The following is a 22,035-nucleotide window of genomic DNA, read 5'->3' on the forward strand; positions in this document are numbered from 1 at the left end:
TTGAGGTTATGCGTGCTCTACGCAAAGGACAAGCTTCATTATTTTATAACGGTAATATTCTAGGAGAAGTTTGGCTAGTAAATAGAGTTTTCGGTCTCTAAGCTTTTTTGAAGGGAAAATCATCGACTCAGATCCCTATTTGCAACAGTGCCGTTGTTAGTGGTTTGACCCACTAACAACTAACACGTTGGCTATTCATTGAGTAAATCCTAAACTCAACTAATTCTTTTATTTATCAGACAACCATTTTTCGACATTCGACGGCACATTCACGGCAAGCATCAGCACATTGCTGGCAGTGTTGATGCTCATGTTGGCTACATTCATCTGCACAGTATTCACAAGCCTTGGCACAAAGCTCACAAATTTCTTTCATAAAAGGAGATTCATTTTGCTGCATACGAGCACAGAGCTGACAAATATCTGCACAATCTAGACAACGCTGAATACATTCTCGCATCATCTCCAGATTTTCTTCTTTTAGACAGGCATTTGCACAACTGGCACAGGTAAGGTAACAGCTCATACATGCCTTTGCGCAATCTGAAAATTGGATATCGTTCATCATACTTACCTAAAGTCACTTGATTTAGGAATAAGCTAATCAAAAAAAAAGATATACACTAGGACGATTAGGTAAGGGAAAGTAAAATAGTCATAGATTTTGTTAAATGGTTTTAGATGCTGGCTTTGAGTGATTTAGCTGCTCATGTATTCAGGCACTGTTGCAAATAGGCTGACATGATAAGCTAAATATCTTATTTATTTCGAGATACAGCAGATGAATCCCTTCCATGGTCGGCACTTTCAAGGTGAAATCATTCTTTGGGCTGTTCGTTGGTATTGTAAATATGGCATCAGCTATCGTGAACTTCAAGAAATGCTCGCTGAACGGGGTGTGAATGTTGACCACACCACAATTTATCGTTGGGTTCAGCGTTATGCTCCAGAAATGGAAAAACGCTTACGCTGGTATTGGCGTAATCCTACAGATTTACATTCATGGCATATGGATGAGACTTATATCAAAGTGAAGGGGCGATGGACTTACCTGTATCGTGCAGTTGATCAACGTGGTCATACGATTGACTTTTACCTTTCCGCTAGACGGAACAGTAAATCAGCCTATTGTTTTTTAGGAAAAATCTTCAATACGGTGAAAAAATGGCAAATTCCACGGGTCATCAATACAGATAAAGCAGCGACCTATGGCCATGCTTTATCACGGTTAAAGCGAGAAGGAAAATGTCCAGTAGATATTGAGCACAGGCAGATTAAGTATAAAAATAATGTCATTGAATGTGATCATGGTAAGTTAAAGCGGATCATCAGGGCCACATTAGGATTCAAATCTATGAAGACGGCTTATGCCACAATTAAAGGTATTGAAGTCATGCGTGCACTACGTAAAGGACAAGCATCGTCATTTTATTATGGTCAGCCTCAAGGTGAAGTGTGTCTAATCAACAGGGTTTTCGGTCTCTAAGCACTTTTAAAAAGGAACTTCATCGACTCAAATCTCTATTTGCAACAGTGCCTTTAGATTTCGTAAAAGTATTAAATTATTCCCGGGTTTTAAAATTAATCTGACCCATAAAGGCATCAGCAGTGCCAGCATTGGCAAACCTGGTGCTTCTCTAAATATTGGGGAAAAAAGGTACGCGAACCAGTGTCGGTATTCCAGGTACGGGACTATCTTACTCTAAACAACAGCCTTACTCTAAAAAGACCCGTGTTCCACAACCGACATCGCTAGAACACACGGAATATAATCCTCAGAATTTAGAACAACCGAAGACAAAGATCTGGCCTTGGATTATTTTTGGAATATTGTGTTTTATGGTGGGTGCCGTCATTTTTTAGCAAGAACAGCATTGTATTTTAATCAAAAAAAATGCCCACACGGATGAATGGGCAAACTAAGGAATTAATATCCTTCAGAAACTCCAGCGCAATTCTCGCTACTTTCAGTAAGCGACTGTAGCTCAATCATGATGATCTGACTCAATCGAGTCGAGGTAAATCAATCCATCACAAATGGAGTAGAAATTATGCTTGATCACATTCTTGGTTAATGCTGAAAAGTCTTTGGGTTTTGATCAATAAATAGAAGTGCCGATGACTACCCTCAACTTTACTTATTTTCAGATAGCAACCAATCGAGAGCACTCATTTTTACAATACCATTATAATTTGCTTCAGTCCCTATCGTGTCTAAGGTAAGTAAATATTTGGGATACGAATCAGAAATTTTCTGTAATGGACGTAACTCTCGGCTGAGTGTCTCCTCATTGAGCGTTTCTAATGCCACCTGATAATAAGTTAAATTCTGTAAAGTATCGACAGCAACAAAATCAATTTCATATTCATCAACCCGCCCTACATAGACCGTATAACCTCGTCTGACAAGCTCAAGATAAATCACATTTTCTAAGATATGACCTTGATCAGCATTAGCATCAGGCAACATAATCCGGCGCAATCCGACATCAACTAAATAGTATTTTTCAGAGGATTGTAATAACTCACGCCCGCGTACTTTAAATTGTGCGGCACTATAAAATAACAAACTGTCCTGTAAGCCCTGAATATAGCGTTTTACTGTTTCAAATGAAATCTTAACCCCACTTGAAACAAAGGTATTTTTAATTTTATTGATGGAAATAGGTGAGCCTGTCACGCTTGCCAAATATCTTGCGACACGCTCGAGAGAGTTAATATCGGCAGTATTCAAACGGGGAATAACATCTTTAAACATTACACTGGCATAGACCGCTTGCAAGTAATCATAAGTTTCCTGCTGGCTAGTCATGGCAAGCGTATAAGGGAAACTACTGCGCGTATACATGGCATACAAATCACGATTGGATAATTGTTGGATGATCGGATTATTTTCAATATGCCACTGTTTAAATTCTTGGAATGACAGAGGTAGAACGTGTTGCTCGATATAGCGTCCTGTAAGTAAAGTCGCAAGTTCTCCACTTAGAAAGAATGCATTTGAGCCTGTAATATATAAATCGATATAATCCCGAACATATAAGGAGTCGACTACTTTCTCAAAATTTGTAACATGTTGTATTTCATCTAAAAAAACGTAGTTTTTTTTACTTTTATCAACTTTGGACAATACATAATCATGTAGTTTACGGTAATCGGTGAGTTCTTCAAATTCCATAAATTCGAAGTTGATGGCAATGATGTTTTCGGCTTGTACACCCTGTGCTTTTAGGTCTTGTTGAAACATCGCCAATAAGGTGGATTTTCCAGAGCGACGCACACCTGAAAGTACTTTAATGACATCACGGTCTTGCCATGTATTCAGAAATTTTAAGTAGCCATCACGTCGAATATTAGCGCTTCTCATTATTTACACTTAGAATCTAAAGTTTTAATAAATTCTATCAAATTTTAGAACGTATATGTAAATATATTTAATTTTAGAAAAAGTTTAAAGGTTAAGTGAAACATTCAAAGCTACTTTAGAAGCATGTAAACAGCAGATCTGATCAAAATCCAAATTCTGTCCTTTTGATTATTTTCCATGTTATGTTATTTCATTGATGCTATGAGTTAACTGCTATATAAATTAAGTGAAAAGTAAATGGAACTAAGATGTTAACTAGAGTGGAACTCATTTTTATTGTGCTAATGGTATCAGCCTTATTGCGTATGAATTGCTAAAAGGTTTATTTTAAAGTCACCTATACATGTTTTTGATCAAAAAAAATGCCCATAGGGGGAATCTATAGGCAAAACTAAGGACCTTGACGGTCATTCAGAAACTACAGCTAGTTTCTGGTTGTGATTCTAAAGTGAATTAAAAACAACCACATTGGCTGAATATATCAAAAGTTAAATCATTGATAAATTTTAGAAAATTAATTTACCCCCTCTGCTGCTCAATACAGTAATTCACCAAACAAATCCGCTCTAATCTCTTCCAGGCTCAGATCTGATTTCATCCTATTACAGATGGGATGAACCAGCAGACCATTCTCTAGAACGCCTTGCCCACCTACGGCTTTGGCAATCCTATGATCCGATTCAGTAGAATCAAGATAGATCAATCCATCACAAATGAGGCAAAAGTTATGATTACCCACCACAAAATTGTGCTTAAGCAGACTCTTGGTTAATGCCGAAAAGGCCTTTGGCTTTGACCGAGAAATTGGACTAATCGACTCCACATATCCCACCACATTCTTGACTACTGCATCATCATAACCACCCAAAAACCTTTCGACATAGAACTCGTTAAAGTTTATGTACTTGAAGGCCTTAGACATGGACAGAATAAAGGTATTCAGGCATTTCTCATCATCAAAATCAACCTCCATTTCCAAGCTTAAGCAAATAAAGGCTTTATAGACAATTTGTAGCCGATCATAGCCCTTGATACCACTGCCGAACTTGCCGACCGTTTCGGTGGTCGCCACGGGGAAATTGGCGATCAAGAACTCAATACTACGGCGTACCCGGGTGAAGTCCTTGAAACTAATCTTTCGATGATGAATCTGCATGCGGCTTTCATGAATTTCATACACAATTGAAAACCATGCAAGAAAAGAAGTAATCTGAAAACGCTGATCCTTATAAAAATATAAGTATGGATGTAAGCCCAAACTCGGAACCCCAGCATTTTTTACAGGCGTCGCTATTCTGCAAAGAATGGTCAACAGATGCGACATTAGGTTTTCAACGCGCTCCCCCTGATTCAGACTCATAATATTATGAATCTGATCACCCGCAATGATATTCATCAGCTCATTGACCAAGCCAATTTTTTTGCCATGACTCATTTCATTGTCTAATAAAATGGTCGAAAAAAGTAGCTGGTGGATCCTCTCCCCTAACTCAATCAACCCATTTAAACGTGTATATTGGAGCTCTTCTAGGTTAGATTTATTGTCATTGATATAACAACAGGCATAGATCGCATAATACGCGTCACTACCGCGATTTCTTAGGTGATATTCCTCATATTTATCTAAACGTTTAGTATCTGAGTTAATCGATTGAAATACCCGTCGCGCATCTTCCGGAGTTCCCAGTACCTGCCTGAAACTGATTTTAATATCGCCTAATTTCGATTTTTTTTCTGCGAATTCGGCATCAGTACAAATTTTTTGAAAATCAGCGAGATCTCCTAAATAATTGCGGAGGTAACGAATATCTTGTTTTTGTGGATCATTGAAATTAGGTGCTTGAGTGACTTGCTCATCCGCAAAATATCTATTAATCCACGCATAGATACAGGAAAGACGATGTGCTCCATCAATAATGTAAATATTGCCGTGTATATCTTTCCAATACAAAATGCATAAATTGATGTTTTGATCTTCTGTGCAATCCTCAATAAAGTTTGCAATTTCTTGCACGCTCCAACATTCCGTAGAACGCTGGTTATCCGCCTTAAATAAACATTTGATGATTGGATGCTTTTCAAAATCAGTCAGTGCCACTTCAAAATTGTCACGCTGCATTGAAGGTGTCATTTCTTCTGGCAACATGACTTTACGCTGAATAATATTGGTCAATAGTCGTGTAGAACCCATTTCTTATTTTCTCCAGGCAACACTTTCCTACTTTCGCACAAGTACGAAATTTGAAAATGTATATAGTTGGATTTGGTTAAAGCTGTGAATTAAATGACCGTCAATATCCAGTCAGCGCTAACAAAAGAGACCTAAGAGAAATGGGGGGATTAGATAATAAAATCTTCATGTTTAGTACCTGTAGTTTAGAGTTGACTATCTACAACCATCTTTTCCACGAGATGGAGGTAGACCAAACAGGGGTGGAAATACCGCACTACAGAAGACGGCCAGTCATAGACTGCCCTGCCTGGCCTACCATAATGGCAAACTAAGCATAATAAGCACAAAAAACCGCTAAAGCGGTTTTAATGCTTCTGTAGTAATTTTCAGGTTTCCACGCCCGATTACAGATTTTGCTGTAATGTAATTATCATATGGGTATCTTTTTCTTTGGTCAAACCAAATTAGAATTTTTTATTCATTTTTTAGTGATATTTTAAAATTGAATGCTGGCTTAATTTTTTCAAAATTTTAGCCGAAAAAATCCCTGTATTTTACCTACATACAAGGATGCGTGTTTAGCTCAAAATCTATGCTGCATACTTATAGAAGGATTACCTAAGCTAATTAATTTATCTTCTCCATTTTTTGGGATCTCATTAAAATCTAAAAATAATCATATTGGTGGACTCCCAAGCCTTTGCTTTGTAAAACAGCAGGTTTAAAAAGCAAAGGCTTGGGCTATTTTTCTGAAATATATTTGCTTAGGCTATTTAAAAATTAGCTTATAAAATCAAACCAAAAACACAACCCAGTTTTCTATGCTGTATTTAATATTATAAATCTAGCAAAATTATTTTTTTTATTTATAAAAAATAAAAACTAATTTCCCTATTTTACAGAATAAAACAAATCAATTTATAGGGTAAATAATTTGTATTAACTCACTAGTCTATAAAATTTACCTTATATATAATTTTATATTTTATAGATTAAATTTAAAAAATAATATCCGAATAAATTTACAAGAATAATAAAAAAATACAATTAAATTTAATATTATTTTCTTCTGTGATTCATACAAAATCTTTTTATTTATTGAGTATTTTTTTTTGATAATCTCTCGTCCAGGCTATTCTCAAGAAAAAAAATTATCAAAAATCAACCTCACAGAGTGCACACCTCCCTCTTAGTGTCCCTTTTTTTGACCAAAAAAAAAGAGGAACCTTACATAAATAATGAAAAAATAATCAAACATGAATTACATAAAGTTATATACCACTGTTTTTTATATATTTTTTTAATATAAAAAAACTGTAGCCCCCTACTGCTCCGGTAAAACATTTTAGACCATTTTCTTTTGACCCAGGGAAGGTACTCCAAGGCATTTCATCTTAAAAAAGATACTTTGTAGTACAATTTTTTGTATCAGATGATGCTTTGAATCTGCTTTTTTATTACTAATTTTATAATATTTTATTTTAACTTCACTCCCTATTTTTTTATCAAAATCACTTGAACTTGATTTTTCTATATCTAAGTAGGATTCTACGTCTGAATATATTTTGGTAATAAACTCCACAAATGAATCGTACAATTTTAAATCTTTTTGACAGACTGCTTCAAAAACTAAAACTGATCGATCATTTTTCAATGAAATTTTATTTTCCAAAATATAATAAAAATTTTTAATTTCTTTTGGGGTAATTTCTTTGTCAATTATGAATGGCTGGCATATTCCATATAAATACGACCAATTGATCATTCGCTCCCAATTTAAATCCATTTCTTGCAGATCACGCTCCTCACTTCTAGCTATTTCTTTATCTTTATAAATATAAAATTGTCTACTAATTGACTTTATTAAGTTAACAAGCTGGTCTTCAGGATTTATGATCCGGTCATTTGCTTTCCATTCCTGATATGATTCTAGAAATCTTTTTGGATATAAAAAACTCATTTGTTTTTTTTCAATTTCATCTTTTTTTAAGAATTGCTTTGGATCATTATGTTTTTCAAAAACCTTTAAAAAAAACTTAGATTTTTGAAGAATGTTAAAAGCTGATTCATCCTCAGATATCTTTAAGGATTTAAATTGAGCATTAATAATTTTGCTATTTTTTAGTAATGCACCAATCAATTCAGGCTGATATTCACGTTTTGCTGTATAAAACATGTCTGCAATTAAAATATTAAGATGATGTATATAGCTACTTGCGGTCACGTTAAAGTCTTCATGCCCCATTAGATGTGCTAAACGTTGCCATACATCTGCGCTATGTAATGATGCATGATCGATATTTTGCAATATATGCTTTTTAAGCCTACCTACAAACCTAGAGTCATAGTCAGTAAAACTACAGATAAGCTGGTGGCTGCCTTTCAATAAAATTGCTAAGTGTGATGCAGCACTATGCCTAAATGCGTGAAATGTATATGAATGATCACTTGTCCCTAATACCAGATTAAACAAGCTCCTAGTGATTTTTGATAATTGTTGATTTTCAAAGGTGAAGAGTAATGTATTCTGTACTTGTAATTCCGCTTCGCCCAAAGAAGCAGCTAAATATTTTTTATAAAAATCACAGAACTCTTTAAATTCATTTGGATTTAAAAAATAGGATAAATCAAACTGACGATTTGCATTTTCGTTTTTAACATTACGGTGAGAGTTGGAATGAATTTTTAAAACCAGATTTTCAATATCTGAATTGGATGATTCATTTGAAGTCGTATCTTTAGGATCTGACTTTGCTTCGTAATATAAACGATTATTTTTAAGATGACTTCGAAGCTGTGCAGAGTCAAAATCATTGAGACGGATGCCTGTCACTTCATCAATACGCAAACCTAGTCTAAATGCGAGTCGATAGACCCATTGCAATGCAACTATTTCATTCCCTGAAATGCCTAAAATGTGTGGATAATTTTTCACAATTTTCATCATTAATTCAAACATCTGCGGACTAATGGTCCGTGTTTTTAAAAATTTCCCGCTGTCTCTCTGATGTTCATACAAGTACGCTACTACTGGTGCATCATGCTTGTTGACCAAATACTGATGAAATGTTTTTAACCTCGCGAAAGAATAGCCAGAGGTGTCGTGCTTTTTATTATCATTTTTCTCAGCGATTGTTTCCTGCTTTTCCTGATCTTTCATTGATTTTTCTAAAATAAGGTACTCATACATTTCTTCAAATTGTTCTTCGATGGCATTATTCAAATTTATTTGATATTCTAAAATGTAAATTAAAAAGTCAGAAACGAAGCTGTGATAATAACGTTTTATCGATGCCACCTGAAGTGATGCTTTACCAGAGCCAGAATTGTAACCTAGCTCATACTTTAACCATTGGCATATCCGTAAATGTGCGATTGCCACCACATAATCAATATATTCCCCCTCTCCAGCTTCATAGGAACGTATATCGCCCTCTGATTTATTAATACTTGTGTTCAAAGCTTCATTAAACTTGGCTAGTGTCAACTCTTTACCATCTTCACTAAATGATAAAAGCAATGATTTTATATCATTACGTTTACCCATCCGTTTATCATTATAAACTTTAACGTTCTGATCACTAGTAAAAACAGAAAGCTCTACAGTGTGATGAGTATTTTCAATTCTTTCTTGAATCGTTTTCCAGGTATCAAGCTGATGATAAATAGCTATATGCTGTTCATATATCAAAGGCGTAGTGATAATTTTGTTATTAAGTACACTTGTACTCAATAGATCTAAATTTGGAATCTCCTGCCAAAGAACATAATCAATATGCTTGAAAGCAGAAAAACGACGTCGCTCAAACTCTTTGATAAATTGATGATCAGGAACAACATCTTTAAAGTGTGCTTTTAGCCGCTTATAAAGTAAATCTTCCCGCTTAACTTTTTGATCTTGATCATCGTGTGTTTGCTGCCAAATACTAAGAGGCGATGTAAACTGTAATGCATAACCTTGGTTACCATGAAGATGCTCTCGGATACGCAAATAACAAAGCATTGAGATTGCGTTAAAATATATTTGCTGTGTTTGCCATAATTCCACATCTCCTTGGCTATCATAACGGTAGAAATTGCCATATTTTTGAGATGAGAGAGTGTATGAGAAAACGTAGGCATGATTCTTTGAACCAGAGTAAATTGGCAACAGTCCACTGTCTAGATTCATTTCAAAAATTGCATCATGAATTGCAATAAGCCGTTCAGGATGAATACATCCTTGATCGAAAATTAATGATATACATAGACATTCAAATAATATGTTTACTAAGTTTTGCTGAGCTTCAACTGTAGATTGTAAACTTATATTTTGAGTCTTTTTATTAAGAGAATAGCTCCACTTTTCATAAAATTTTTCTTTAAAATCAGCAAGAATAGCTCCATAACACAACTTGTCCTCTGTTAAAATATTATCGCGGCGCGGTAATGTTGCTATTTTCCAATCTGGTAATTTAATATCGTAAATTTTTGCATGATCTGGATTTTTTTTTTGCCACTCCTGATACTCTTGTTCACAAATAATTTTAAAGTGTTTAAAACACTCCTTGAGGTAAGAGCGGAAATATTTTTTGAGCTGGGAATGCTCACAAACTTTTATTAAAACTTGCTGATAGTTTGTAAATTTATCAGCAATTCGTTGATCAAGAAGTTTAAAATCAATCTCGACACCATTCACCTTTTTCTGAGTATATTTATGATCAATCAGCTCAGAAATTTGATTAAAAATTGCTTTTGTTTCTGTTTCAATCGCATTTTGTAATTGCTCTAGAATCTCTTGATTTAGTTCTTTGTTAATCACGCGATTTTTCCTGGGTAAACAAGTCTAGCTCCAAAATTTCTAATTTTTTCAGTAACGCTTCAACCTGTTGTTGAATTTCTGTTTTGTAATGAAAAGGACTTAAGGATGAAGTATGGCCAAACCCCATGGCAATACCATCATGTGCATAAAGGGTATTATGAATATCACTGCTGAGTTCAAGATGGTTTTTGCTAAAATGCCTTGGCCAGTTTTTATAAATCTGAACTGTTTCTTTCAAGTAATGCGTCACAAAAGCTGCTGACATTGGTGCCAAAGTAAGATTGTCTGCTATTTCTATAAAGTCAACGCTATGCTTTTTGGAAGTCAGTTGAGGATGGATAAGAATACACAGCATGAATTCATTTTTTTTCCACTGCTCCTGCAGATATTTCATGCCTAATGCAGTGATTGTCTTATCTATATACTCTCTGTATGCATCAAAATGCTTTTGCCAATAACCTACTACAGGCACTAAACGACCTTCTTGTCGTGAACCAATTTTTTTGTCATGAATATAGATAAATTTTGATTTTGAATCATAATTTTTGATCAAACCTGGCATACCCATCGTGGGTCGTACAGTGAGGCAAATTAAAGACAGATGCCACATCCAAATGCTATAAGCATTTAATTTCTCAATCCGATTGACTTCATCATTCGTTAAAGTAGTCTGTACATAAGCATAAAGATTTTTAAAAAATTGAGTTGCTGCTTTGATAGTCCAGCAACGCTGACTACCTATACGTTGTTCTCGGTCAAAGATATAACCCGGATGCTGCTCTTTTTTCCATAGATCACCTTTTTTTCGGTTTATTAAACAATCAATGTATCTTTTAAAATGTCTATTTATCTCTTCAATATTACGCCCTTCATAGGACCAATTAACCACATGATTCGTATCGTGATTTGCCATTAAGTGTGCTACGAGATCATCACCTGTCTGCATATTCAGATGGAAATATATTTGCTTTTCTAAAATTCCACATGAAATCTTGTCCAAATTATACGGTTTGAAAAGCTGCCTTAAAAAACGATTGTATTCAGGAACAGATAGTTCTTGAATAACATTTTTTTTTAATTGAATAATCCAAGCACTAGGAATATGCCATTTATAAGTGGAGGCTTTGTTATAGCGCTGTAATTTATCACTCATAATGCCCAAATGATTTACATTCAACTTTGGATCAATCACCCAATAATAAGATACTTCGATTACTTCGATTACTTCGATTACTTCGATTACTTCGATTACTTCGATTACTTCGATTACTTCTGTTTCTTCTGCTACTTTTGTTTTTTTTATTCTTTTTACTTTTGTTTTTTCTAATATTTTTCCTTTTTCAATCAAATTATTAATATCTTTAAAGATAGTAGGACTCAGACCAGTCAGCAGTGACATCATGCCACATAATGCCAAAGAAGATTGATCATAAAAGATTGTACTATTTTCTTTGAGCATTTTATCCTGATAACAATCGTGCAATACGTTGTATACCTGATGTAATAAACTGGGTGCTAGATAAAGTGGATTACTTACAAATGGGACTTCACGTCTCTGAATAATTTTTTTGAGCTTTTCATCGGATATCATAGAACTTGCACGCTTACTGATATCATCATGTGTAGGATCAAGAATAGTTGCTGATTTTTCATCTATCTCGACTTCTGTGTCATCATTTTCTATATGAATAGGAGATGACCCTGAGTGGTTTGTTACATCAATCTCCTTTTTTATTCTTTTTATCAAATCCTTGATACTAAGTTTCTTCGATGAATTTAATTCCCTGTTGTTAAGCTCATTACAGACAATACAAAATTGCTCAATGTAACGGTCTAAATCTAATGAGATGGAGTGCTTTTGCATCTCTTCACCAGTTAAAAATTCTTTAAAATTGCTGGTGTTAAATTCATCGATTTTTTTAATTTCATTGGTAATTTTGTCACATGGTATTTTTTTTTCCCCACGGTCTTTAAATTGGTTCTGCAGTAACAGTTTTAATGCATAACATAGTTGATTAAATTTCTTATGTACTCTTTCATCATCTACTATTCGCTTAAAATCTATCAGTTTTGTGTTTGTGATAGGCTCTTTATCTTTAGAACTAGAATTCGGTAAAATGATAAGTTCTTTGAGCATTTCACAAATTAATCCAGTCAACAGATAACCATACTGATGCCCTTCTTGTTCAATTTTAGTCCATTGAGTTAAACCAGCCAGAATTTTATGTTCCGTCACAATTCTCTTTTTTTTAATAGTAACTTGGATTTTTTCTGCAGCAGCATACAACTCATTCTTATTTTGAACGTCGAAATCTTTGAAAATAGCTTTTTTTTCACCAAGTGACTGATTTACCCACTTTTCCAATACTTTGATTTCTTCGTGTAGATCTGACAATCCATCAGTATTAGTCATACAGTTACCATAATTTTTCAGGGTAAAAATTGATTTTCAGGTTTCGTTCTAACTTGAGCTTGAAGTTTTTAGGCAAACCAAAATATTTTTTATAAGTTCTTTGAGTCAATTTTTTAACACAACGCTGCGGTTTTGACTCCACTCTCATATGTTCTGATAACTTCAGACTTAAGGCCTCGGACAATTGAGTAAAAAAACAAGTAAATAGCACAGCATGCACCTCTTTATGTTGGTGCTTTTTAACCTCTTCAGTTTCTTCAGGAGCTACATCAATTGTATCGAGTAACCACTTTAAAATTTCAAATTCATCAACGTCTTGATTGTCTTTTGCTGCTTGGTCAAGCATTCTTTTGATTTCATCATCCATCTTATTTTTAAGATCCAATACAAAATCTTGAATAAAATCTGGTAAATCTAATATCAAAACGTAACTTAACTTGGTGAAAACTTCAGTTAGAACTTCAGGTGTTTTTTTTGCATGCCCAATTTTTTCTATCATGACTCTCTCAATCGATACTGGCTATACAAGCTCAATACAGTTGAAATGGTTAATTTCTAAATTTACTACTTAGGCCCAACAGAATATCTTTAGCCTAAAAATACCGATTATGATGTTATATGTTTATATCCAGCTAACACAGAACAGCTCAATGAGTTAACGTGATATATCACGTAATAACTTTACCATTTGATTTTCCAATATCAAAGTATCGCGATGTCTATATAAGGTTTATCAACAAATCAAAATATTTAAAATTAGGCTCTAGACTAGCAGATTTGCACTTAGTTTTACCTAATGAGGTCCCACAACTCTGTTGCTAGCTCATTAGGCTCCCTCATCCAGCGCCATTCTGTTTCTTTAAGATGATAATCAAAATACTCTTTTGATATACCGTTGAACTTTGCTAGCCTTCTTTTACAAAAGCTCCAGAATGACTCTATTCCATTTATATGACATTGTCCTCTGGCAAATTCATTCGCTCCATGATTTACTCTAAAATGCTTTGAGTAACCAACATCTACCAAACCATTGTATCCACGCTAACCATCACTATAAATTACACTTTCAAGTGCAACTTTACCTAAGATAACTTGTTGTAATGTAGTCTTTTTACAATCAGGGACTATTTCTGTATAAACTCGACCATTCCTTTCAAATATTCCAAATACAGGTTGTTTTAAAGTACCTCGACCTCGCTTCAACTTCCCATGAAAACCACGTTGTCTTTTTGCTCCAAAATAGCTCTCATCAATTTCAATAGAACCTACAAACTTTGCTCTTAAATCTGTTTGATGATCGTAGATTGCTTCTCTAAAAAGCATGTACCAATAGTTGATGGTATTACGGTTCAAGTTAAGCAATAAGGCTGTTTTAGAAGCAGGAATATCAATGCAAAAGCACTGAATAATTTTTTTAATCTTATAGTTACTTAATTTGCTGTTTTCTATCATGATTCTAGACTAACATATCTATTCTGCTAGTCTAGAGCCTTGCTATTTAAATATTTTAAGATTAATCAATGAGTTTCTGCATCAGCTGGAAATTTTATCGCAGCAACCGATGCTGCAGTTTAATCCGCATGCGCGTCTGTTCAAATATCGCTTAATTGCCTATTTAAAATTACTGGAACAACGTCGCACCCAAATCTTTGTGATTTTTCATGATGAGTTTCACTATCAGCAACAGGTGCTGGCCCTTTCAGCACCTACCCAGGAAATTAGAGAGCTTCTGAATGACACGCTTGAACAAACTCGCCAGATCCAGCAGCAAATACGCCAGTTAGAACGTGAAATACAAAATACCGAAAATCGCGGTTTTCTTAAACGGCTGTTTAAAAAACCTGAAAATCATGAATTAAAGATCAATGAACTCAAAAAGAATCTGACTGAGGTTCGCGATTATTGCTATCTCAGAATGATTGCCATGCAAAAGCAGGCCACTCAGGAAAGTGTGTATCTGGAAGCCAAGAATTTAATTCCGGTGATTGACGCTAAAGTGCGCCATTATGCTTTTGCCAATGGTGAAAATGGGGTGACACGTTTGCCACTTCTATTACAGTTACCCGAAGACCGGAATAGCTTCAATATGCAAAGCATTCTCGTGGCTTTAAATTATGAATTTCTGCTTTCTGCGAAAAGTTGGGGAATGTCAAAAAAGGCTTAGACAGGACTGAGGATATACACGTTACTCCATCATTAAAGAGCTTCTGTTTACTGCTCATTTAACAGCCTTTCATCCTCTTCACATTCTGTTCACGACTTTCGGCCTAAAGTATCAGCATAGACCTAATACGGATAGCCAATATGAAACATGTCAAAAAAATACTGCTAGCTACCTTGTCCTTACCGCTACTAGTTTTAGCTGGATGTAAAAGTATTCCTAGCTATTCAAGTGATTATGCAAAATCCAGAAACCAAATTCAGGGAACTGCGCTGGATCAGGCTAAAGCCCAAGACATCGGCATACGCTTTACCTCAGCATTTAATACTTTGGGTACACCTGCATTTATTGAACGAGCCGGATCACTCTATGCCGATCAGCTGTTTATTAACGATACCTTATCCCAATTTTCATCACGTCAAAATCTACTCCAACATTTTCAAGGGATGAACAAGCGTGTCAGTAACGTGAATGTCAAACTATTAAATACCTCCTATTACCAAGACTCTGCCTACGTGCACTGGCATATGACCTATGACTTTAAAATGTTTGGCACGACTCGAACTATGGATTCTTTTGGGATCAGTGAAATCAAAGTCAACAGAGACAATAAGATTATTTTCCAGCAGGATTTCTGGGATCCGGCCAATGGCCTGTATCGTTCTTTACCTTATGTTGGAGGAGCCTATTCATGGGTACTGCCATTCAAAAAGTAGTATTAAGTACGGGACTACTGATGCTCTGCAGTTTCAGTTCATGGTCACATGCCCAGAATATGAATCAGTGTGGTCGTGGTCCACTTTTGGTGGCTCAGAAACAGGTTGGCGTCGCCCGTTATTATGCTCAGAACTGTACAAAACCCTGGCAAGGCCAGAATATGCAGATTGATTTTTCCTATACACAGAATATTCCGGAATGGGCTTTCAAGCGTGCAGCGACCCATTTTCTGAAGCGTAATGAGCGAGAGTCTAAACACTTAATAGTATTAGATAGAATTACTCAGCTTTATAAGCCGGTAAAACCGGGTGATCTTTATCGTTTAAGCTATCAAGCCGAGACACAGACCCTGACCTTGATGCTGAATCAGCAGGTACTAGGCAATCTTCAGCATCCTCTAGCACAACAATATTTTAATATCTGGCTGGGTTCGCAGCCATTTAGTGCTAAATTAAAACAGCAATTATTGAATTAGTCTCTGCCGCTATGTCGAAACATTTTATCCTGATGGTCGAAGACCATTATGAACTGGCCTCTACCTTATGCGAGTTTCTGGAAGAACATGATTTTGTAGTGGATCATGCCCGCAATCTGAACGCTGCACGCCAGCTACTGAAACAGCAGCGCTATCATATTTTGCTTCTAGACATTAATTTACCTGATGGTTCAGGTTATGAACTGTGTGAATGGCTGCGTCATGAGGAAGGGTTGGATTTACCCGTACTGATGTTGACGGCGCGCGATACGCTGGATGACAAACTCAAAGGTTTTAATTCCGGCACGGATGATTATCTGGTTAAGCCCTTTGATTTTAACGAGCTGGTGGTTCGGGTCAAAGCTCTGATTAAACGTTCTTTAGGTGAGGTATCCAGTGGCCGGCTACAGATTCATGATCTGATTTTGGACCCGGCCAGACAGCAACTGACGCGAGCCGGCCAGACCATTGAATTACCCCCTATCCAGTTCAAACTCCTGAAATTGTTAATGCGTCATTCACCTAAGGTCCTAACCAAACAGGAAATCATGATGGAGCTTTGGGGAGATGCAGAACCGGAAAGCGATGCCCTGCGCAGTCATATCTATAATCTGCGTAAAATGGTTGACAAGCCTTTTGAGCAGAAACTGATTCATACCATCTCCGGTGTCGGTTTAACGATTGCTTTAGAAGCCTAAGCTTTTCAGGCGAAAACCTCGTTCAAATACACCACTACAATCAGTCCGGTGGTCATTGTCAGATCAACATCCTGATGGGTGCTAAGATAATATTGCCGGTCAAACAGTTCCACCCGCCAGCCCAGCTGCTTGCACAGTTTCTGTACCAGTTGCAGACCAATGCCGTGCCCTTTGATTTCTAGTTGTAGTTGCTGGTCGGACAGTTCCTGAACTTTGGAGTTATTCGGTAAGGGAATACCCACTCCATTGTCAGCAATCAGCACTTTATTTTTTTGCAGAATGACATCAATTTCCGTGCCTTGCGAATAATTCAGTGCATTGCGCAGGATATTGCCAAACACCATTTTGGTCATTGACGGGTACATTTTACGCGGCTGTTCATCCAGGTCTTTTTGTAGGTCGATCTGCATGCCTTTGTTGTGGCTGACACTGTCCAGATCCTGTACCAGATTCTCCAGACATTCTGACAGCATAGTGGGCTCGGCTATCAGGGTGTTGGTGGTATTTCGGGCGATGGCCAGTAAGGTATCGACCAGCAGCTGCATGTCTTCAATAGTGTTGTGCAGGCGGGTAAAGGATTTGTTGTTACCATAGCGTGCCTGACACAGTTGCACATTGCCTTTTAAAATCGTCAATGGGGTGCGCAGTTCATGACTGACATCACCGGTAAACTCACGTTCACGCTGAATAAATGCACTCAAGACCTGATGGTATTTTTCTAATGCCTGCTTCAGGTATTCAGCTTCCAGATTGGAATCAGTGCGAATGTCCTGAAAAGGTGAAGCCTGATTTTTCTGATGTTCCCAGTCGATATGTTCCAGCGCATTGGCCAACCGGGTAATCGGAGAAAAATAACGTCTGGCGCGACGGTTCCACCACCACAATACGCTGTACAGCACGAACAAACTGACCATCAGTGGTGCCAGACCAAACAGCCAGACCAGTTTGTTGACGTTACTTTCGCCAAAGACCAGCAGCACATGCTGCCGATTTTTTTCACCGTAGACGGTCATGCGCTCTTTACCATCGACAAAATGCCGATTGACGCCCTGCTCGAACTGCATGTGCTGAAACTGCATAGGAGGGGTATCATACCAACGATAACCATATAGGTTTTTGGTATCGGGAAGTTCGGCGGCCGGATTGCGTTCCAGCCGCTGCCAGTAGTGTGACATTTCCTGTTCCAAGGCGGTGCGCAGCAAAAAGCCTTTAATCACCCAGGCACTACAGGCAATGCCAATCACCACCGACAAGGCAATGAATCCGATTTGCAGCCAGTAGTAGCGGTTAAACACCTCACCCAGAGGATGATCGCGTTTGTCCCTAAACAGCTTTAACATTGATCAATTCCCCGTTGGCGCATCCGATTCAGCGTTTAATTATACGGCTTTCTTTTTAAACAGAAAGTGGCCGATCACCCACTCGTGTCCATGGTCATAACCGAATAATTCGGCACAGGCCATAAAGAAAATCCGCCAACGTTGCCACCAGATGGTAGCATCTGCGCCATAGGTCTGTTCAAACAGGGGCTGCAGCTCGGCCTGCTTTTGGTCCATATTCTCCAGCCAGGCATTTGCGGTGCGTTCATATTGGGTGCCGGCCCATTGCCAGTGCTGTTCCAGCTGCAAATGCTGCTGGAAATGCAGGAAAGTTGAAGCTGCCGGCATCAGACCGCCACTAAAGAAATATTTCGACATCCAGTCAAATTCATTTTTAACTTCAAATGGATAATGCAGGAAACGGTGACAGAAAATATGGCACCAGAGCAAGCCATCGTCTTTCAGCCAGCTGCTGATATTTTCAAACAGTTTCTGGTAGTTGCGCACATGCTCAAACATTTCCACCGAAACCACACGGTCAAAAGCAGCCGGTTCCAGTTGCAGTACATTGACATCACAGGTGACCACTGTCAGGTTCTGCAGTTTTTTCAGACGGGCCTGTTCCTGAATATACTGGCGCTGGGTTGAGGAGTTCGACACTACGGTAATCCGGGCGTTAGGATAATGCTCGGCCATATACAGACTGAGTGAGCCCCAGCCACAGCCAATTTCCAGAATATCCTGCCCGTCCTGTAGTTGCGCACGCTGGCAATAGCTGGCCAGTGCGGCTTCTTCCGCCTGATCCAGTGTGGTATGGTCATGTTCAAACAGGCTGGCGCTGTATTTCAGCTGCTTGCCTAGCACCGCCTGAAAAAATGCGGTGGGCAGTTCATAGTGCTGTTCATTGGCTTTGTCGGTCTCGATGGCAATTGCGCTGTTTTTCAGCATATGCAGCACATCCATATAACGCTGTGCCGCCAGTGCCGGGTCAAAGCGCCCTTCCTGTGCCAGACGTTTTTTGCTTAAAGTGCGAATGCCTGCGCGAATCACGGCATCGGGCAATTTACCCTTTTCAACCAGTTTTAAAGATTGTTGAATCATAAAGTCCATGTATTTACCTACTCTTTGGGTGGCCACGGAATAAACATTGAAGTTCGTCGTTGATAAGCTTTGTAATTTTCGCCGCGATGGGCCAGTGCCTGTTGTTCACTAAACGGAATGCCGGTAATGTAGTACAGAAACAACCACATCAGCAGCGGATAGAGCCACAGTTCATAGACTCCTGCCGCTAGACCGAGAACCGGATAGGCAAACCAGTGTAACCATTCAAAAAAATAGTTCGGATGACGTGAGTATTTCCATAAGCCCCGATCCAGGGTTTTGCCCTTATTCTGGGGATCCAGCTTGAAGCGGTAGAGCTGCTGGTCGGAAGTACTCTCCCCGATCAGCGCCAGCAGCATGATCATGCCTGCCACCAGTACGGTATAGGGGGTCCAGTCATTCCACTGCTGGACCGGAATATTAAGCAACTCCAGCATCGGATAGGAAAACAGTGCCACCAGCCCGGCCTGAAACATAAAAAAGGCCAGAAAACCGAGATGCTGATAATCTCCCATGGCCCTGCGCATATTGGCATAGCGGGTATCTTCTGCAGTTTCACTGGCATAACGGCGCAGCAGATGCCAGGTCAGGCGTAAGAACCAGATTCCGCTGAACACGCCCAGAAATACCCGGATCAGCAGCGGTGCAGTTTCCATGACCCAAGCAGGGATGATGACATTGAGTGCAATACAGAAACTCCAGGCCACATCCACCAGTCCGGCACGCTGGTTATAGGTCACTAGCAGCCAGCTACAGAACATGATAAAGACATTCAGCACCAGTAAATTCAGCAGCATAACAGCCCTCCTGTTTTATCTTGGCTTAGTAAGCACTGGCTTCGAATAACAGATGCACATCACTGATTACGCCTTCGCGGAAACCACCTTCGCAATAGCACAGATAAAAATCCCACATACGGATAAAGGACTCATCAAAACCAAGCCCCATTACCTGATCACGTTGCTCCAGAAAACGTTGGCGCCAGCAGTGCAAGGTTTGGGCATAACTCTGGCCGATATCTTCCAGATGCTTGAGACGCAGTTTTTGCTCGGAAGCTGCTTGGGTCATGACACTGATGCAAGGAATAAAACTGCCCGGGAAAATGTAACGCTTGATATAGTCCACGGTATTCAGGGCTTTGGCATAGCGGGCATCTTCAATGGTGATGGCCTGAATCAGTGCCAGACCATTCGATTTCAGCAATTCACGGCATTTGTTGAAATATATCGGTAAATACTGCTCACCTACAGCCTCGATCATTTCAATCGACACCAGCTTGTCATATTTGCCTTCCAACAGACGGTAGTCTTTCAGCTGGACATCCACGCGATGGGATAGTCCGGTTGCCTCTATTCGCGCGACCGCTTCATCATATTGTGCTTGGGAGATGGTAATGGTGGTTACCTTACAGCCATAATGCAGTGCTGCGTAAATGGCAAAACCACCCCATCCGCTGCCAATCTCAACTAAATGATCCATCGGTTTCAGCTGCAGTTTCTGGCAAATCAGTTCTTTTTTATAATCGGAGGCCTGTTCCAGACTCATGCCCGGTTCTTTAAATACCGCACTGGAATACATCATGCTGCTATCTAGGAACAGCTTGAAAAAGTCATTGCTCAGGTCATAATGCTCGGCAATATTTTTACGGCTGCCATCAATTGAGTTTTTGCGGGATTTGTACCAGGTCTTTAACAGGAACTGACTGGCCTTGGCCAGCGCATTCTGGTTCATCCGGTCCAGCACATCACGGTTACGCGCCAGAATGCGAATCACATTGACCAGATCTTCACTGCTCCAGTAGCCGCGAATAAAACCTTCAGCAGCACCGAGTACGCCATTACGGAACAGCAGATCCATCAGCCTAGCATCATGCACCTGAATCACGGCATACAAATCACTGCTCTCCCCCACAATCCCGTTCCAGGCGCCTTTAAAAATCAGCTGACCATGACGTAATTTCAGCAGATGGCGCAGTACCACCGGCATTGTGCTTTCTTCTCCCATAAACAGTGTTTTCATCGCAATGTGTTTCCTTTTTCTTTTTTAGGATGTCGGTAAAATGGAATTTTCTTCTTCCACAAGCGAAAGGCATGCAGATAAATTCCACCGACCATCCTGAAGGGCTCAAGAACTTTCAGCACAGCATAGCGATGCTGTTGTGAAGGAACTGTGATGGCTTGCAACGAAAATTGCATGGTGGCATCAAATTGCAAGATTCCTTGCTGAAACAGCTGCATATGAATCACATTGTTTTGATCGGAAAAGCTGAAGCGCCAGCGGTAATCCAGCGCCATCGGCATGAATGGCGACACATGAAAGGCCTTCTTGAAGTCAAACTGGTGACTCTGGTACGGTGCATATTCAGTTGCATTGTGCCGACAGTCGTGAATATAGACCTGACGTTCATTCCACGGTGTATTGGTAATTTCACTGAGGACAAAGATTAGCTGGTCGGTGGCATCAAAGACCAGATAAAACACCACAGAATTAAAGCGAAAGCCGAGTGTACGCGGCAGAGCCAAGACCCGGATGGATGCGGCATGCGCTAACAGGTAGTTTTCCCGCTTGATCAGCAGACGTGCGACCTTCTGCCGAATCGAACCACATTCCATGGTCAGAAAATCACGTTCGTCCAGAGTGAGGAAATTCCAGCGATTGCAAGACCAGAGCCAGGATTTTTGGGTAAAGCTTGAGAGCTGATCCGGATCAAAGTATAGATAGGTCAGCCGGGTCTTAAAAGCATGCGCTTTAGGCAAGAAACGGCGATGCCGGATTTCCGCAGAGGCAATCGCCAGTGGAAACATTTGCAT

The 22,035-nt window shown here is 38.7% G+C and carries 16 protein-coding genes and 4 pseudogenes; 7 read left to right on the forward strand and 13 right to left on the reverse strand.

The window, feature by feature from the left end:
* Positions 1–101 (forward strand): annotated as a pseudogene (locus tag NI469_RS09070) (IS6 family transposase); the annotation flags it as partial.
* 134 nt (positions 102–235) lie between these two features.
* Here NI469_RS09070 and NI469_RS09075 read toward each other — a convergent pair.
* Positions 236–565: a four-helix bundle copper-binding protein gene (locus tag NI469_RS09075; RefSeq protein ID WP_026055492.1), complete on the reverse strand. Its 330-nt coding sequence runs from the start codon at positions 563–565 to the stop codon at positions 236–238.
* 216 nt (positions 566–781) lie between these two features.
* Here NI469_RS09075 and NI469_RS09080 point away from each other — a divergent pair, with 216 nt between their 5' ends.
* Together NI469_RS09080 and NI469_RS09085 are read left to right on the forward strand one after the other, a co-directional pair.
* Complete coding sequence (locus NI469_RS09080) at positions 782–1,486, forward strand: IS6-like element IS1008 family transposase (RefSeq protein WP_001067790.1); 705 nt, start codon at positions 782–784, stop codon at positions 1,484–1,486.
* A 37-nt stretch (positions 1,487–1,523) separates the two neighbouring features.
* Positions 1,524–1,863 (forward strand): annotated as a pseudogene (locus NI469_RS09085) (DUF4236 domain-containing protein).
* Between the two features lie 131 nt (positions 1,864–1,994).
* Here NI469_RS09085 and NI469_RS15980 read toward each other — a convergent pair.
* From NI469_RS15980 to NI469_RS09115, 7 genes and pseudogenes are all read right to left on the reverse strand, one after another.
* Positions 1,995–2,099: pseudogene (locus tag NI469_RS15980) on the reverse strand (HNH endonuclease signature motif containing protein); the annotation flags it as partial.
* Between the two features lie 35 nt (positions 2,100–2,134).
* Positions 2,135–3,367 (reverse strand): ATP-binding protein, encoded by a 1,233-nt coding sequence (locus NI469_RS09090; protein WP_001255534.1) that lies wholly within the window; start codon positions 3,365–3,367, stop codon positions 2,135–2,137.
* Positions 3,368–3,902: 535 nt separating this feature from the next.
* Positions 3,903–5,558: an HNH endonuclease signature motif containing protein gene (locus NI469_RS09095; RefSeq protein WP_180038966.1), complete on the reverse strand. Its 1,656-nt coding sequence runs from the start codon at positions 5,556–5,558 to the stop codon at positions 3,903–3,905.
* Between the two features lie 1,327 nt (positions 5,559–6,885).
* Positions 6,886–10,341, reverse strand: a complete 3,456-nt coding sequence (locus NI469_RS09100; protein WP_253174929.1) for an integrase — start codon at positions 10,339–10,341, stop codon at positions 6,886–6,888.
* A complete protein-coding gene (locus NI469_RS09105; protein ID WP_253174930.1) occupies positions 10,334–12,754 on the reverse strand; it encodes a hypothetical protein in 2,421 nt (806 codons plus the stop codon). Before NI469_RS09105 ends, NI469_RS09100 begins: the two co-directional genes overlap by 8 nt.
* Before the next feature lie 4 nt (positions 12,755–12,758).
* On the reverse strand, positions 12,759–13,253 hold the full coding sequence (locus tag NI469_RS09110; RefSeq protein ID WP_145758465.1) for a transporter: 495 nt from the start codon (positions 13,251–13,253) through the stop codon (positions 12,759–12,761).
* A 290-nt stretch (positions 13,254–13,543) separates the two neighbouring features.
* Positions 13,544–14,206, reverse strand: a pseudogene (locus NI469_RS09115) (IS1595 family transposase).
* A 109-nt stretch (positions 14,207–14,315) separates the two neighbouring features.
* On the opposite strand from NI469_RS09115, the gene NI469_RS09120 reads away from it, so the two are divergent.
* The 4 genes from NI469_RS09120 to NI469_RS09135 all read left to right on the forward strand — a co-directional run bounded on the left by NI469_RS09120 (position 14,316) and on the right by NI469_RS09135 (position 16,805).
* Positions 14,316–14,918 carry a hypothetical protein gene (locus NI469_RS09120; protein ID WP_253174939.1) on the forward strand — a complete coding sequence of 201 codons (603 nt, stop codon included), beginning with the start codon at positions 14,316–14,318 and terminating at the stop codon, positions 14,916–14,918.
* Positions 14,919–15,058: 140 nt separating this feature from the next.
* Positions 15,059–15,631: a nuclear transport factor 2-like protein gene (locus NI469_RS09125; RefSeq protein WP_180038963.1), complete on the forward strand. Its 573-nt coding sequence runs from the start codon at positions 15,059–15,061 to the stop codon at positions 15,629–15,631.
* Complete coding sequence (locus NI469_RS09130; protein ID WP_180038962.1) at positions 15,607–16,107, forward strand: chalcone isomerase family protein; 501 nt, start codon at positions 15,607–15,609, stop codon at positions 16,105–16,107. Before NI469_RS09125 ends, NI469_RS09130 begins: the two co-directional genes overlap by 25 nt.
* Positions 16,108–16,118: 11 nt before the next feature.
* Positions 16,119–16,805 (forward strand): response regulator transcription factor, encoded by a 687-nt coding sequence (locus tag NI469_RS09135; RefSeq protein WP_180087512.1) that lies wholly within the window; start codon positions 16,119–16,121, stop codon positions 16,803–16,805.
* Between the two features lie 5 nt (positions 16,806–16,810).
* On the opposite strand, the gene NI469_RS09140 is transcribed toward NI469_RS09135, so the two are convergent.
* The 5 genes from NI469_RS09140 to NI469_RS09160 are packed head-to-tail and all read right to left on the reverse strand — an operon-like array spanning position 16,811 to position 22,035.
* The gene (locus NI469_RS09140; protein ID WP_180087513.1) at positions 16,811–18,145 is read right to left on the reverse strand and encodes a sensor histidine kinase; all 1,335 of its coding nucleotides are present in this window, start codon (positions 18,143–18,145) and stop codon (positions 16,811–16,813) included.
* Between the two features lie 39 nt (positions 18,146–18,184).
* Complete coding sequence (locus NI469_RS09145) at positions 18,185–19,234, reverse strand: SAM-dependent methyltransferase (RefSeq protein ID WP_180087514.1); 1,050 nt, start codon at positions 19,232–19,234, stop codon at positions 18,185–18,187.
* Between the two features lie 8 nt (positions 19,235–19,242).
* Positions 19,243–20,022: a DUF1295 domain-containing protein gene (locus NI469_RS09150; RefSeq protein WP_180038958.1), complete on the reverse strand. Its 780-nt coding sequence runs from the start codon at positions 20,020–20,022 to the stop codon at positions 19,243–19,245.
* Positions 20,023–20,047: 25 nt separating this feature from the next.
* Positions 20,048–21,244: an SAM-dependent methyltransferase gene (locus tag NI469_RS09155; RefSeq protein ID WP_253174940.1), complete on the reverse strand. Its 1,197-nt coding sequence runs from the start codon at positions 21,242–21,244 to the stop codon at positions 20,048–20,050.
* On the reverse strand, positions 21,241–22,035 hold the full coding sequence (locus NI469_RS09160) for a DUF1365 domain-containing protein (protein WP_180038956.1): 795 nt from the start codon (positions 22,033–22,035) through the stop codon (positions 21,241–21,243). Before NI469_RS09160 ends, NI469_RS09155 begins: the two co-directional genes overlap by 4 nt.

The organism is Acinetobacter lwoffii (assembly GCF_024129735.1).
GTDB classification, from domain to species: Bacteria; Pseudomonadota; Gammaproteobacteria; order Pseudomonadales; family Moraxellaceae; genus Acinetobacter; species Acinetobacter lwoffii_H.